This window comes from Sphingobium sp. AP50 (assembly GCF_900109095.1).
Lineage (GTDB): Bacteria > Pseudomonadota > Alphaproteobacteria > Sphingomonadales > Sphingomonadaceae > Sphingobium.
In genome coordinates this window covers 89,908-104,335 of the sequence record NZ_FNYZ01000020.1, presented here as the reverse complement: position 1 = coordinate 104,335, position 14,428 = coordinate 89,908, and the positions used below count along the sequence as shown (strand labels likewise).

The window sequence follows — 14,428 nt, the reverse complement described above, 5'->3', positions numbered from 1 at the left end:
TCGTTTCGATCGATGCGCCCGTCATCCACGGCCTCCTTACCATGGAGACCCATTGATTCAGAGTTTCAATCAATATGCAACTGTAATGCTAGGGCCAGGCACTTGGGGAGACCGTTGAAAGCGGCACGATTCCGGCGATCCATGGGGTTGTGCGCTGGCGGCTGATCGATCTGGCGCGGTGGTTTCATGACGAGTTTGGCATGTCCCTGACGGAAACGACGGTGGGGCCGGGAGTTGAAGAGGCTGGGTTATGTTAAACTGACGGGGCGTCCACGTCATCATGCCCAGAACGAATATGCGATGGAGGACTTCAACAAGGGGACTTTGCAGCCGAGCTGGCGAAGGTCAAAGCGGCCCTCCCGCACGGCACGCCGATAGAGGTCTGGTTCCAGGACGAGGCCCGGATCGGCCAGATCGCGCGGAGCAGTCAATGATCCGGGGGATCATTGCCCCGCAAGACCAGATCACCCGGCGTTGGACCAGGCGCGGCACCTGACCGTCGGCACCCAAGGACCAAAGGACGAAATCGGCCTACATCTTCGGCACCATCCGCCCCGAACTCGGCAAGGGCGCTGGTCTGGTGCTCCCGTTCTGCAACACGCGGACCATGTCGCTGCACCTGGCGGAGATATCGCTCGCTATCGAACCAGATGTCCACGCTGTGCTGCTGATGGATCAAGCCGGGTGGCGCATGACCCGAAAGCTGGACGTGCCCGAGAACATCAGTATCGTTCCGCTGCCGCCCAAATGCCCAGAACTCAACCTGGTCGAAAATGTCTGGCAGTTCATGTGCGATAACTGGCTTTCCAACCGGATCTTCACGTCCCACGACAGCATCATCAACCTTTGCTGCGACGCCTGGAACAAGCTGGTCGATCAGCCCTGGCGCATCATGACGATCGGACGCAGCAAATGGGCGCGTGGGTCGTGATCAATGCAGGTTGGTATGACATGGCGCCGCTGCGAGGCACGGTGTCCGCAGGATGCGCGCAATATTAGAGGCAGGAACGGTGGCACGGCAAATTATTTGCCGCGCCACTATTGGTTCTGGTCAGCACAAAGGCTGCTAGCCCGGCGCAAATTTCATAAAAGGCGGCCGATGCTCTGCGCTAGGCAGCCATATGCTCGACGCCGGTCAGGACCTCAAGGATAGTCCCGTCAGGATCGTAGAAGGCGAACACGCCCGAGCGGGTGCCACCTGGGGGAGTCATGAACTCCAGAGGCCCAAGCATCTTCACGCCCATGTTCAGAAGTTCCTGATAGACCTCTTCGATATTTTCGACATGGAAGGCTAGGCGAACAAAGCCCGCGTGGTGAAGCGATTGAACCGGGGTGCCTTCAGTCGGCGGGTCGAGATGCTGGCACAGGTCGATGAGCATCGACTGAGGAGTATCGCCGAGCTTCAAGAATGCGGCCTTGATTGGATTGAAGGGCACGCCAAATGCGCTGGCGTTACGTTCGCCAAGTTCTCCCTCCATATCGAAAAGCGCTGTGACGTGGAAACCGAGCGATTCATAGAATGCGATCGATCGATCCAGATCCTTCACGTTGATGTTGATGTGGTACATTCGATTCAGGTTAACGGCCATCAATAGGTCCTTTCCTAGTTCCATATGCGGAGCTTCAGGAGCAAAGCCTTGGACTGTGACTGCGAAGGATCATGGTTTGCAGGGTGTGACGAAGCCATATCGAGGTAGCGGCTATTCACCGATCTGCCTCTGCGCCCTATAGATTCTGGCAGCCCACCTCGGATGATCACCTGCTCCCCTTGAAAGGGTTGCGACCTGGAGAAAAAATGAAGTGCCATCCCAGTTCGCGGTGTCAGCCAACGTGCTCGTTCCAGTGACATCACGATCAGCCATCCGTTTACCTCTCCTAACCGCGTCGCGCCGGGGATCCTCGCCGGGTCCAATGCTTGTCCGCACCCTGACGCTACACATACCGCACAATAACGCTCAGTCCTGCGTTTGTAGCAAAATGATCAGTCCGTTGCACAACTGCGCACGCAGGAGGGCGGGCGATCACAGTGCCGCATTTCTGAATATTTGTTCGATCTGGCCAACTCGATGCGCCTTTCATTTCGCCAGCGGGCCTGCCAGATTTACGCCAAAGTGAGAAATCGAACGGGCGAGAGCGGTGGATGCTGATGAATAAAGACGATGAGTTCGCCTTGCGGGAGCTCAAGGCACGAGCGGACATTCATCAGGTCCTTGCGCGGCTCGCCAGGGCGCTTGATCGCTGTGATCGTGCGCTCGCCCTTTCCGCCTATCACGAGGATGGGTGGGACGCGCACGGTAGCTTCAATGGTCCTGCGGCGGAGTTTGTCGACTGGGCGATCGATACTCAGAGCAGCCATTTTATCTGGACGTCCCATTATCTCACGAACATCTACATCGAGCTTGATGGAGACAAGGCGGCGGTTGAGACCTATGTCCAGGTCATCATGCGTTTCGAGCGGGATGGGCGTCTGTACGACCTGGCGGGATGTGGCCGCTATCTCGACCGCTTCGAATGCCGCGAAGGCCTATGGAAGATTGCGCATCGCCAGGTGATTGGCGATTGGAACCGCGTTGATCCTATTGTCGAGCAGATGGACGACGGGTTGATTAAGCAACTGGTTCAGGGAACGCGCACGCCCGCTGATCCATCCTACGCCTACTTCCCCGCGAAAAGTGATGTGCTGGCTCCCGCATCAGCATGATGTGAAGACATACAATGCGTAGCGGTGATCCGCTCTGGCATTTCGTCATCCGCGGACATCGGGCAGGCGCCCCGACGGCACTGAACAGGTTTGAGCAAATGTGCCGGACCGGCGAGCAGATGATCGTGCGGTCTGGCAGGAGCTGTGACTATGTGTCGGGCTTTCCGCGCATATGCCGGACAGACTGATGGAGGGCAGTTATATGACGCTGGTTGCCAATGGCGCGCGCTTCGCCATCGCCATTCCCAATTTCGCGCTGGTAGCGCCGACAGTAGCCAAATGAAGCGGACCCATTTGCCGCTCAACGCTCTGCGCGTGCTGGATGCGGCGGCGCGACACCTGTCCTTCACCCGCGCGGCGGACGAACTGGCGGTGACGCCGGCTGCCGTGGGGCAGCAGATCCGCGCGCTGGAGGATATGCTGGGTGTCATGCTGTTTCGCCGGACGCCCAAGCGGCTGGAACTGACGCCGGAGACGGAAGCCGGACTTGATGCGCTGCGGGCAGGCTTTCTGGCATTTGAGGAAGCGGTGCGGGCGATGCAGGCAAGTCTGACGATTGCCGCGACGCACTATATCATCGACAAATGGCTCCAGCCCCGTCTGGCAACGCGCACCGCCGGTGCCCTCGATTCGACTCTGGCGCTGGTAATGATGGGCGATGCACTCGACCTTACCAAGGCCAATCTGGATCCGGCCTTGCGCCTGAGCGCGAGCGCCATCGAGCATGAAGGCGACGCGCGCGGCGAGCTGTTGTTCGTGACGGTCGAGGCGCAGGCGGGCGGACCTGATGCGCGGATCGAATGGCCTGGCTGCCCGCACACGGATCAGCCGTCAGCGATCTGTGTGTCCGATGCCGGCCTGGCGATCGAGGCGGCGGCCAATGGCCTTGGTCGCGCGACCGTGCCGCATATGCTGGCGCATGCCAGCCTCGCGGCCGGGCGAGTGCGGCAGTTGGGCGAACCTGTCAGCGTCGGCGTCGCCTGCCGGCTGATCAAGCCTTTGCCGCAATGGCGGCAGACCAAACCCAACATACGTACAAATGAAGCAAAACTGGCTCGACATAGCCGTGCGGCCGGGGCACCGATAAGGAGCGTTCGCACTGATGCCTGATCGTGAGACTCGCCTTGTGAATCCGGCTGGCGTGGCAGCCGTCAGGGAGCGACGGGAAAGTCTCGCATTGCGCGCGATTATCTTCCTCTATGCCATTGTCCTCATGCTTGTGGGCGGCGCCTTGCTGCTCGGAGGGGCCAGGCTGATCTGGCTCGGTGGTTCCTTCTATTATGCGCTTGCGGGAGGTGCTACGCTGGCCGCAGGCGGCCTGATCGCCATGAGGCGAAAGGGGGGCGTCCGGCTATATGCCCTGATGTTGCTGGTAACTCTTGCCTGGGCGGTCGCTGAAGCAGGCAGCAACGGTTGGGCACTTGCGCCCCGTATCATCCCGCCTGTCGTGCTCGGTCTGCCTTTGATCTTTTGGGGGAAAGCGGGTCAGAATGTGGCGCGAGGGGCTGACGTGCGACATCGCACCAGGCGCGCACGCTTGACGGCAATTGCGGCCGCTGTGACCGCTGTCGCCTTCGGCGCTGTGGTACATGTTCTTTTCGTCCCGTCTCCCATCGACCCGGCCTTTCAGGCTGGCGTAGGAACGGCAGACGAGGCGCGTCCGGCCGGCGGTGGCATGGCCGATGCCGATTGGGCCTATTATGGCGGCGATGCCGGTGCTCATCGGTCGAGCGCGCTGAACCAGATCACGCCAGCCAATGTCGACAAGCTGAAGGTGGCGTGGACATATCGGGTCGGGCCGACCCCCGCTGGCCTCGGGAAGCCGTCCGCCCTTGAAATGACGCCGCTCAAGATCGGGAATATGCTGTACGCTTGCACGGGCTACAGCGACGTCATCGCGCTGGATGCCGAAAGCGGCAAGGAGCAATGGCGCTTCCGATCAGGTGCGGACATTCGGGAAGTCCCCGTCGCGGCCTGCCGCGGCCTGGCTTTTGCCAGGGTCAATGACCAGCACTGCCCGGAGCGCATTTTGACGAACACCGTCGATGCCAGGCTCATAGCTCTCGATGCCCGTACCGGTCGGAAATGCGCGAGCTTTGGTAAGGCCGGCGAGGTTTCCCTGCTTGAAGGCATGGGCGCGGTACGCCCCGGATATTATTATCAAACCTCGGCACCGACAGCCGTCGCCGGCAATGTCGTGCTTGGGGGATGGGTGTTCGACAACCAATTCTGGGGTGAACCATCCGGCGTCATTCGCGCCTATGACATCAAGACCGGAAAGCTATCCTGGGCATGGGACATGGGGCGCCCCGACCGTAAAGGGGCACCCGCAGGAGGCGAGTCCTACACGCCATCGACGCCCAACAGTTGGGCGCCCATGGCGGCGGATGAGGCGCTTGGGCTTGTCTACGTCCCGCTGGGTGGGGCGCCGCCAGATCATTTCGGGGGGCGACGACGCCCGTTTGACGAGAAGTACGGGAGCTCCATCGTCGCGTTGGATGCACGGACCGGCACTGTGCGCTGGTCGTTCCAGACGGTCCACCATGATCTATGGGACTATGATGTCCTCTCGCCCAGTCTCGTAGACATTCCAAGAGGCTCATCGAGCGTGCAAGCGCTCGTGCAGGCCACCAAGCGAGGTCAACTGTTTCTCCTCGATCGAAGAACCGGCAAGCCGCTTTCCACGGTGGTTGAACGCCAGGTTCCGCAGGGCGGGATTGTGGAGGGTGAGCGTCTGTCGCCCAGCCAGCCTTACTCCACGGACCTGCCTGTCTTCAGCGGGCCGCCACTCACCGAACGAGACATGTGGGGTGTCACCGCGCTCGATCAGCTCTGGTGCCGTATCCGCTTCAAGGAGGCCCGCTTCGAGGGCGAATTCACGCCGCCAGGCGTGTCCCCCTTCATCATCTACCCCGGCTATATGGGGGGAAGTAACTGGGGCGGAGTCTCGATCGACCCCAGGCGCAACGTTGCGATTGTCGGCTCGCTGCGCTTGGCAACTTATGCACGGCTGATACCCGATGCCGAGCGTCAACGTGCAGGAATACGGCCCACCATCTGGTCAAAGATCGGGACTTCGACTGGCGGGCATCCTTCGCTGGCGGCTCAACAGGGCACACCAGTCGGTGTCGAACTAAACCCCTTCCTGTCGCCGCTCGGTATTCCATGCCAACAGCCGCCTTATGGCGTATTGTCGGCCGTCAACCTGCGAACAGGCAAGCTGGTTTGGACCCAGCCCATCGGCAGCGCAGAGGAAAGCGGACCTATGGGCTTTCGGTCACATCTTTCTCTGCGTGTGGGCACGCCGCTTCAGGGCGGATCACTGACCACCGCAACGGGCCTTACCTTCATCGGGGCCAGCCAGGACGCCTATTTCCGCGCATTTGAAACTGCCAGTGGCAAGCTCCTTTGGGAGACGAAGCTGCCCGCCGGCGGTCACGCATCGCCCGCAACCTATCTGACGCGCTCGGGTCGCCAGATGGTCGTCATTGCAGCAGGAGGGTCTTTGCCCCTGCGGTCCAGAATGGGCGACTACATCGTCGCGTACAGTTTGGGTGATAAAGATCGCTAGAACCCGGAGAAGCATCGATGAAATTTACGACCTTTGTGGCCGCGCCCTCTGGAGAGGATGTACCTGCATTCCAGACTTGGTTCACCACTGATTATTTTCAGCGCTTTGTCGAGGCTGGCGTCGGCCTCGCCTCGGCCGTGGTTCGACTGTCGCAGCCAGCGCCGGGCCAGCTCCCGGAGCGGCGCGGCGATCCGAGCGACCCCGCACATGTTGCCTATCATGTGATGCTTGAAAGCTGGTTCGTGACAGCGGAGGATTTCCGGCGGACAGTTCGTCTGGTCGAACCGCTATTGCGCAGCAAGGACGCCACCTTCGTCAGCTATCGTGTGACACCGATGCTTGAGAAGGATCCAAGATTTGCGGAGGCGGGTAACGAAGGGGCGCGCCCTGCGCTCACCTATGTGACACCCGTCTCCTGGCGAGCCGGGCTGCCCGGAGCAGAAGCGCGTCGTCATTGGGATGAGCATGTCTCGACAGCGCTTCGCGTTCACGCGAGCCTCACCAAATATGAGCGCAATTGGGTCGATGAAGTCATGTCCTGGTCCGAGGGGGCAACCCCGGTTGATGGCTATGCCGACTTTTCGTTCCGGACGGTCGAGGACTGGGATCAATTTTTCCCGGATGAAGCGGCCAGGCTGGAGATCGCGCAGGATATTGCGAACTTCATCCAGTCAGGCTCCGGCGTTTTTCTGGGAGATGTCGTTGTAGCCCATGGCTAAATGGTGTGTGATCCTGACATCATCGACCTCTGCTGGAGACGATATGGGGCGCCTGCTACCAGCAAGCGCCCCATATCAAATCGCTTCGAGCCTCCGACAAGGTCAACCGGTGGGGAAATCGGTGCTCAGCGAAAGCGCGCGCCATGCATCCGCTTGTGCATGGAAAGTGTCGCCTCGACCATGCAGAGTAGCAAGAGCATCCGAGCCAACCGCAACGCGAACCGGCGTCTCCTTCGCATCGAGTATAGCCAGGATGATGTCCCCCATTTTGGATGGGTCTCCGATCTGCTGGTGATTGAAATCCGCCAACGCGGCCTTGTGTGCGTCATCGCTCGCCATGTAATCGTCGATTGACAGGCTCGCGAACCTGACCGAGCTTTGATCCAGGAAATCGGTCCGGAACTGTCCTGGTTCGAGCAGCGTCACCTTGATGCCGAACTCGGCCAGTTCCTGACCGATCGATTCCGACCACCCCTCCAAAGCGAATTTCGTTGCGCAGTAGAGAGAGGAATTTCCGAAGCCGACGAGGCCGACGAGGGACGATATCGTGAAGATATGTCCAGACCGCTGGGCGCGCATGACGGGGAGGGCGGCTCGGGTCACATGAAACGTGCCGAAGACGTTGGTATCGAACTGCCGTTGAACCTGCTCATGCGAATTCGCCTCGAACGGGCCAATCTGGGCGAAGCCGGCATTGTTGACGAGGACGTCGATACCACCAAATCTGGCTACAGCAGCTTTGACAGCCTCTTGCGCTTCATCCGCGTTCGTCACGTCCAGCGGCACGGCCAGGAGACGCTCGCCATGGTCGCCGAGGGCGGCCCTCACGTCGTCCGGCTTGCGTGACGCGGCGACGACTTGATCGCCGGCCGCAAGGGCCGTGCGCGCGATCTCCAGGCCCATGCCTCGATTGGCGCCCGTAATGAACCAGCTTCTCATGATCTTGCTCCTTGAATTGGCGGGGTCACCCGACGCACCCCGTTGATTGATCAGCGTGGGATTTCGAACACGCCGTCATGCCCCGCGTTGCGAAATTGCATCAGCGCTCAGCGCAGCAGCACGAGCTCCTCGGCCATTGATGGATGCAGCGCGACGGTCTGGTCGAAGTCCGCCTTGCGAAGGCCGGCCTTCACCGCAATGGCTGCCACCTGCAGCAATTCCGGCGCATCCGGACCTATCATATGAATGCCGAGGACATGGTCGGTTTCAGCATCCACGATCATCTTGTACAATGCCCGCTCGTCACGTCCGGCAAGCACATTCTTCATCGGTTTGAAGCTGGACCGATAGATTTTGATCGGCCGGCCGAGGGATTGGGCGCCCGCTTCGGTCAGGCCGACGCCAGCCATTGGCGGATGGCTGAACACCGCGCTGGGTATATGCTCATAATCGACTGCGGACGGCTGCCCGCCAAATTGGGCATCGGCAAAGCTTTGTCCCTCGCGGATCGCCACGGGAGTGAGTTGAACCCGATTGGTCACATCGCCAACCGCGAACACGCTGGGCAGGTTGGTTCGATATTGGGCGTCGATCCGGATAGCGCCGTGCCCATCCAAGGCGATGCCTGCTTCCTCCAGACCCAGATCGAAGCTTTTGGGCACGCGGCCTATGGCAAAAAGGATCGCGTCGGCCTCTATGGGGGCCTGCCCGACGATATGCGCGACCAATGAGCCGTCGGAACGCTTCTCTATCTCTTGGAAAGCTGCATGGAAGCGGAAGGATATTCCCTTTGCGATCGATATTTCCTGCAGGCGCTGGCACAGTTCCGCATCATAGCCGCGCAGGATCGCGTCACCGCGCGTCATCAACGTGACCTCAGAGCCGAACTCATGGAATATGCCTGCGAATTCATTGGCAATGTAGCCACCGCCGGCAATCAGAATCCGGCGAGGCAGAGCGTCAAGGTGGAAGACCTCATTTGAAGTGATCCCATATTCCGCGCCTGGACAATCGGGACGCGCTGGCCACGCACCTGTAGCTAGCAAGATGCGATCAGCCTCAAGCGATTGACCGTCATCGAGCACTACGCGATTGGCATCCGCCAGTCTTGCGCGGCCCTGGATCAGTTCGACGCCGGCAGACGTTAGCGACGATTTATAGAGGCCTTCCAGTCGGCTGACTTCCTGAAGGACCCGATCGCGCAGCACCGGCCAATCGAAACGGCATGGAGGCACATCCCAGCCGAACTGACGCGCATCACGGAGATCTTCCGCGAAATGCGCGCCATAGACGAGTAGCTTCTTGGGCACGCAGCCGCGTATCACGCACGTCCCCCCCACGCGATGTTCCTCGATGAGTGCAACGCGCGCGCCGTGGCTGGAAGCAACCCGCGCTGCCCGCACGCCGCCTGAGCCAGCGCCAACGACGATGAGATCATAGCGCGAGGTCGGTGTTTGTTGTGTATCAGGCATAAGGTCAGACTTCATTCCGGTTTATGAGGCTGGCGAGATGCTCCGCTTGGCGGAGCGCCAGCGCGACGATTGTAAGTGTCGGGTTTTCAGCGGCACTGGTCGTGAACTGGCTGCCGTCCGAGATGAACAGATTCCTCACTTCGTGAGACTGACCCCAGCGGTTGACGACGCCGTCTTCCGGACGAGCGCTCATCCGGTTGGTGCCAAGATTGTGGGTCGACGGATAAGGCGGCGTGATGATCGTGCGCGTTGCACCTGCGGCAGTATAGATGGCTTCCCCCTGTTTGTACGCGTGGGCGCGCATTGCCAGATCGTTGTCGTGATCGTCATAATTCACATTGGCCACAGGCATGCCGTGCTGATCCTTGACTTCGGTGTTGAGCGTTACCCGGTTGTTGGCCTGCGGCATGTCTTCGCCGACAATCCAGAGCCCAGCCATATGATCATAGTGATCGAGCGCCGAACTGACGTCGCGACCCCAAGCGCCAGGATTTATGAACGCGGCCATGAAGGGAAGGCCGAGGGAAATGGTTTCCATTTCGAAGCCGCCGACATAGCCCCGCGACGGATCGTGATGAGCCTCGTCTCGTACAACGCCAGCCATGGTGGTGCCGCGGTACATGTGGACGGGCTTGTCGAAAATGCCCCACACCGTGCCGGTCGTGTGGCGCATATAATGGCGCCCGACATGTCCGGCGCCATTACCAAGACCATGCGGGAACATAGAGCTTGCGGAATTGAGCAATAGTCTCGGGCTTTCGATCGAATTGCCAGCGATCGCTACCGCGCGGGCCTTCTGGCGCTGTATCTGGCCATCAGCGTCGACGTAGACAGCGGCTGCTGCCCGTCCGCGTGCATCATGTTCGATGCGCAGGACGTGCGCTTGCGAACGCACCTCAAGCTTGCCGGTCGCCTCGCCCTTGGGAATCTCGGTATAGAGCGTGGACCATTTCGCGCCGGACTTGCACCCCTGAAAGCAGAAGCCGATCTGCTGGCAGCTGCCACGGTCGTCTCGCGGCTGGCTGTTGATCGACATGTTGCCGGTGTGAACCTCCTTGTAGCCGATCTTGGTGGCGCCGGCGTGGAAGACCTTGAAATTGTTATTGCCAGGCAGTCGGGGTATCCCATGGGTGCCGGTTGTGCCCATTCTAAATTCTGCTGCCGCATACCAAGGTGCCATTTCGGCTGCATCCAGCGGCCAGTCGAGGAGGGCAGCGCCGGCGACGGCGCCATAGGTCGTGCGCGCCTTCCACTCATGATCCTGAAAGCGCAAGGATGCGCCAGCCCAGTGCGTGGTCGTGCCGCCAACGGCCTTGACGATCCATGCCGGAAGCTCGGGGAAATCGGTCGCGACCCGCCAGGATCCCGACGTCGTACGGCGGTCGGTCCAGGCAAGCTGCGCGAAACTTTCCCACTCATCATTGATGAAATCGGCGATCTCGTACCGCTGGCCCGCTTCAAGGCACACGACCTTGATGCCCTTCTGTGCCAATGCGTTGGCCAAGGTGCCGCCGCCCGCGCCCGAGCCGACGATGACGACCACATCGTCGTCATTCAGATCAAATTTCGCTGTCATGGAATATCCCTCTGCCCTGTTCAGGCCGGCAGCCAATCGATGTCATCGAAGCCTCGACGGATATAGCCGCCTTGCTCTGCGGACGATCCTTCGTAACCGAACCGGCTCCACAGCGGCTGCTGGTTGTACAATGCGGTCACGAGGCCGGATCGAAGGGTCTTGAAGAAATCGGTGCCTTCAATCGTCTTCAAGATGCCGACGCGATCCTGCTCTTGCCTGATGGCGAGATAGGGGCGGCCAAACGTCTTGCGTGACGCATCGTCGAGCAATGCGGTCCCCGATTGCAATAGGCCCTTCTTGTTCGCATCGGCCGCAACCTGTTCATCGATCGCTATGATAGCCGTTCGGTAATCATCATCGCCAAGACGGTCGTGCGGGAAGAGATCTCGAGCGATCAATATCAATGTCGGTGCGGATGCCACCGAAACGGTCTTCAGCGGTTCGGCAAGTGCCTTGACCGGGAGAAGGGCGGACGACGTCGCCAGGAGTGCGGCTAGCCCCGATCCTCCGATGAATGATCGCCGATCAACATTGTTGATCCTGTCAATTACGCGCATGGGCTGTCTCACAAATATAGGATTAAGTATTGCTTCTACAGGACACCCTATTGGTAACGGCCGCCTCTCTGCAGGACTTCGATCTTGTAACCGTCTGGATCGCTGATGAAGAAGAACCGCGCCGGCAGGCGCTCGTCCTTGAATTCCTTTATCGGCTGTGGTGACAGGCCGGCGCGCTCCATCCGTGCATGCTCGGCTTCCAGGTCGTCGCTCACGACGGCGATGTGGCCGTACCCTTCACCCAGGGCATAGGGTTCGGCGCGGCCATGATTGATGGTCAGTTCAAGCTCAAAATCATTATCCGGGCTGCGCAGATAGACGAGCGTGAAATCCTCGAACGGAAACCTGCCTGCAACGTCGAGATCCAGGGCTGCCTTGTAGAAATCAACGGACTCCCGTTCATTCGTCACGCGAACCATCGAGTGAATGATTTTAGCCATGTTTGCTTGTTCCCGAATATGAAGTCACTCGAACGGTCATTTGGCGCTCAGCTTTTTGAGATAGGCGATGATCGCCAGGCGCTTGGCCGGATCCGATTGGCGATAGTTCATGATGCTGCCTGGGATTTCAGCATTGCTGTCGGCGAGCCAGAGGTTGAGCGTTTTCTCGTTCCACCTGATCTGGGACGCACGGAGCGTCCGGGAGTAAGTGAACCCCGGCGACTTCCCTGCCGTTCGCCCCATAATACCGGCCAATGACGGACCTACACGCGCCTCTCCCGCTATAGTAGAATGGCAGGCGCCGCATTGCTGGCCGAACAGCTTCTCGCCGCTCGGCGGGACGCCTTTCGGGACAACCAATCCCTGGCCATGGGCGGCTGCACCATTCAGCCATGCGAGGCCGATCACCATGACTGGCGTCAGTGTCTTCAGAGCAATGTTGCAAAAACGAGAAAAGTTTGCGTCGTTGCCGCCTTCTAAAGTTTTCCCTGATCCGGATCGCACCTGTTTTTCTCCGCGATGGCGTCGCCAGACGCAGAATGCCATTCCAAGTAGCGCAATGGCGACCTTTCCGGATTGCTTATTGTGGCATTCCCTATGGCGGATTGATCATCGGGATATGCGAGGGCGCAAATCTACACCTTCTCTGGCACACCAAGTGCAGCCAGTCCTACAGGTCCCGCTACTTGATTGCAGGAGGTCTGCCATTGCGATCAGTGTGCCCTATACCCGGATTGAAAATGTTGAGGGGGTCGAGCGCTGCGTAATGTTGGGCGAGAGGCTTCTTGGCATGATAGACATGGCCAACATTATGTTCCGCTGGATATTCCGCGCCGCGCTGATCAAGTAGCGCCAACATCTTTTCTTCTATTTCGATCGGGTCGTCGCCTTTGGCTATGACATAATCATGATGAAATACGTGGCAGAAGAAGTGCCCGTAATAGAGGCGGTACAGGATGGATTGCGATATGGATTCGGGCAGTTGCTCGACCCAATCTAGGTCATTGCGGCGCAGTGCGAAATCGATCGCCACGATGTTTTCCACGCGATCGGAATGCATGGCGCGATACCGGACCGCCGCACCGGCCACCGCAAACCGATGACGAAAGGCGTCTGCAGCTTCCGATGGACTGCATTCGACGAAGTCGCCGGTGGCAGATGGAAAGAGGGATGCGAGATAAGCGCGCGCTTCCTCTATGCCGCCGTCCGCCATCTTCAGAATGAGGTGATGCTCATAATGATCGCGATAATGGAGCAGCCGTGAGGGAAGATGCTTGCCCCACAAATGGCTGCACCATTGAAGCAGGTGATCGCTGAAATTGCGCGGCAGCAGTGGAAGCCGATCAGCCCAATTGTCGAGCCGCGCTTTCATCGCAAACAAGGCCGGAAGCCTCTCCGTACCCAGATATTTTATCGCGAGAAACAGGTCCTTGCCATATTTCGCCGCGATGTCGAAGGCGTCCCGGTGCACATATTCCCCTGAGACCGGGAGATGGGAGAAGCCGCTCAAAATATGACGGCGCAGCTTGGTAAATATCGCAGGATCGTTCGTGCCGAGGTAGAAGGTCGCAGTTTGCTCGTCCGCTGGAAAGCTGTCTAGCCGAACGGCGAAGAGCACAAGCTTTCCAGCGCTACCGGCCGCCTCGAACAGGCGGAGGGGGGCCGCGTTGAAACGGGCGGGCGTCCCTTCGTTGATTTGCCGAACATGATCGGGATAGCCCCCGTCGGACGCCGAAAGTCCTTCGACCGTTGCAACGTCGGCGTCCGTGAAACTCCCCCGGTCCAAGCGGTCCAGAATCTCCTCCGGTCGTCGACCTAATTCTATGCCGAGATGATTGACCAAGCGCAAAGCGCCATCAGCACCAACTTGCGCATATAAGGCGAACTGCGTGTAGGCAGGGCCGCGGCGGACCAGCGCTCCGCCTGAATTGTTGCAGATGCCCCCAACGACCGTCGCGCCGAGGCAGGACGATCCGATCACGGAATGTGGCTCGCGCCCGAGAGGTTTGAGCCTCTGCTCCAGTTCGTGGAGCGTGGTGCCAGGAAGGCAAAGGACCTGATTGCCCCCGCGCAGAAGATGAACGCCGCGCAGGCGGCCGGTGTTAACGATGATGACGTCGCGATCATAGTTCCCGAAGGGTGTGGAGCCTCCGGTCAGGCCGGTATTTGCGGCCTGCGCTATAATGATGACGTTGGCCGCGACGCAAAGTTGAAGAATCCGCCACTGTTCGAGGAGGGTGCCCGGGCGTACCACGGCCAGCACAGGCCCTTCACCAAAGCGGTAGCCCTTGGAGAAGCGCTGCGTAGCCGCAGTTCCTGTCAGGACATGGCGCCGGCCGACGACGTCCCGCATCTCGGAAACGAGTGAGCGGTCAGCCGCGGGCGGCGCTACAGCCTGCTGACCCAGCAAACCGGGATCCTGCCAGAGCCATCTGCTTGGTATCACCATCACC

12 protein-coding genes and 2 pseudogenes are annotated in these 14,428 nt (G+C 59.8%); 6 read left to right on the top strand and 8 right to left on the bottom strand.

What is annotated here, in order from left to right; genetic code table 11:
- Positions 1 to 228: 228 nt before the first annotated feature.
- Together BMY84_RS30875 and BMY84_RS23760 are read left to right on the top strand one after the other, a co-directional pair.
- Positions 229 to 378: pseudogene (locus tag BMY84_RS30875) on the top strand (winged helix-turn-helix domain-containing protein); the annotation flags it as partial.
- 142 nt (positions 379 to 520) lie between these two features.
- Positions 521 to 931 (top strand): annotated as a pseudogene (locus BMY84_RS23760) (transposase); the annotation flags it as partial.
- A gap of 178 nt (positions 932 to 1,109) precedes the next feature.
- Here BMY84_RS23760 and BMY84_RS23755 read toward each other — a convergent pair.
- The gene (locus BMY84_RS23755) at positions 1,110 to 1,589 is read right to left on the bottom strand and encodes a VOC family protein (protein WP_177204162.1); all 480 of its coding nucleotides are present in this window, start codon (positions 1,587 to 1,589) and stop codon (positions 1,110 to 1,112) included.
- 557 nt (positions 1,590 to 2,146) lie between these two features.
- Here BMY84_RS23755 and BMY84_RS23750 point away from each other — a divergent pair.
- The 4 genes from BMY84_RS23750 to BMY84_RS23735 all read left to right on the top strand — a co-directional run bounded on the left by BMY84_RS23750 (position 2,147) and on the right by BMY84_RS23735 (position 6,991).
- The gene (locus BMY84_RS23750; RefSeq protein WP_177204161.1) at positions 2,147 to 2,701 is read left to right on the top strand and encodes a nuclear transport factor 2 family protein; all 555 of its coding nucleotides are present in this window, start codon (positions 2,147 to 2,149) and stop codon (positions 2,699 to 2,701) included.
- A gap of 279 nt (positions 2,702 to 2,980) precedes the next feature.
- Entirely contained in the window at positions 2,981 to 3,811 is an 831-nt protein-coding gene (locus BMY84_RS23745) for a LysR family transcriptional regulator (protein WP_093087121.1), read from the top strand.
- Positions 3,804 to 6,272 carry a membrane-bound PQQ-dependent dehydrogenase, glucose/quinate/shikimate family gene (locus tag BMY84_RS23740; protein ID WP_093087119.1) on the top strand — a complete coding sequence of 823 codons (2,469 nt, stop codon included), beginning with the start codon at positions 3,804 to 3,806 and terminating at the stop codon, positions 6,270 to 6,272. The genes BMY84_RS23745 and BMY84_RS23740 overlap by 8 nt, the downstream gene beginning before the upstream one ends.
- Before the next feature lie 17 nt (positions 6,273 to 6,289).
- The gene (locus BMY84_RS23735; RefSeq protein WP_093087118.1) at positions 6,290 to 6,991 is read left to right on the top strand and encodes an EthD domain-containing protein; all 702 of its coding nucleotides are present in this window, start codon (positions 6,290 to 6,292) and stop codon (positions 6,989 to 6,991) included.
- Positions 6,992 to 7,093: 102 nt separating this feature from the next.
- On the opposite strand, the gene BMY84_RS23730 is transcribed toward BMY84_RS23735, so the two are convergent.
- The 7 genes from BMY84_RS23730 to dld form a co-directional block, all read right to left on the bottom strand.
- Positions 7,094 to 7,930 (bottom strand): SDR family NAD(P)-dependent oxidoreductase, encoded by an 837-nt coding sequence (locus BMY84_RS23730; protein WP_218147014.1) that lies wholly within the window; start codon positions 7,928 to 7,930, stop codon positions 7,094 to 7,096.
- A gap of 107 nt (positions 7,931 to 8,037) precedes the next feature.
- Positions 8,038 to 9,402 carry a glutathione-disulfide reductase gene (gorA, locus tag BMY84_RS23725; RefSeq protein WP_093087115.1) on the bottom strand — a complete coding sequence of 455 codons (1,365 nt, stop codon included), beginning with the start codon at positions 9,400 to 9,402 and terminating at the stop codon, positions 8,038 to 8,040.
- Between the two features lie 4 nt (positions 9,403 to 9,406).
- The gene (locus BMY84_RS23720) at positions 9,407 to 11,014 is read right to left on the bottom strand and encodes a GMC family oxidoreductase (RefSeq protein ID WP_256215398.1); all 1,608 of its coding nucleotides are present in this window, start codon (positions 11,012 to 11,014) and stop codon (positions 9,407 to 9,409) included.
- Positions 10,999 to 11,535 (bottom strand): hypothetical protein, encoded by a 537-nt coding sequence (locus tag BMY84_RS23715; protein ID WP_093087112.1) that lies wholly within the window; start codon positions 11,533 to 11,535, stop codon positions 10,999 to 11,001. The genes BMY84_RS23720 and BMY84_RS23715 overlap by 16 nt, the downstream gene beginning before the upstream one ends.
- Before the next feature lie 47 nt (positions 11,536 to 11,582).
- A complete protein-coding gene (locus BMY84_RS23710) occupies positions 11,583 to 11,975 on the bottom strand; it encodes a VOC family protein (RefSeq protein WP_093087110.1) in 393 nt (130 codons plus the stop codon).
- Positions 11,976 to 12,011: 36 nt separating this feature from the next.
- Complete coding sequence (locus tag BMY84_RS23705; protein ID WP_093087109.1) at positions 12,012 to 12,521, bottom strand: c-type cytochrome; 510 nt, start codon at positions 12,519 to 12,521, stop codon at positions 12,012 to 12,014.
- A 136-nt stretch (positions 12,522 to 12,657) separates the two neighbouring features.
- Entirely contained in the window at positions 12,658 to 14,424 is a 1,767-nt protein-coding gene (dld, locus tag BMY84_RS23700) for a D-lactate dehydrogenase (RefSeq protein ID WP_093087107.1), read from the bottom strand.
- Positions 14,425 to 14,428: the final 4 nt, after the last annotated feature.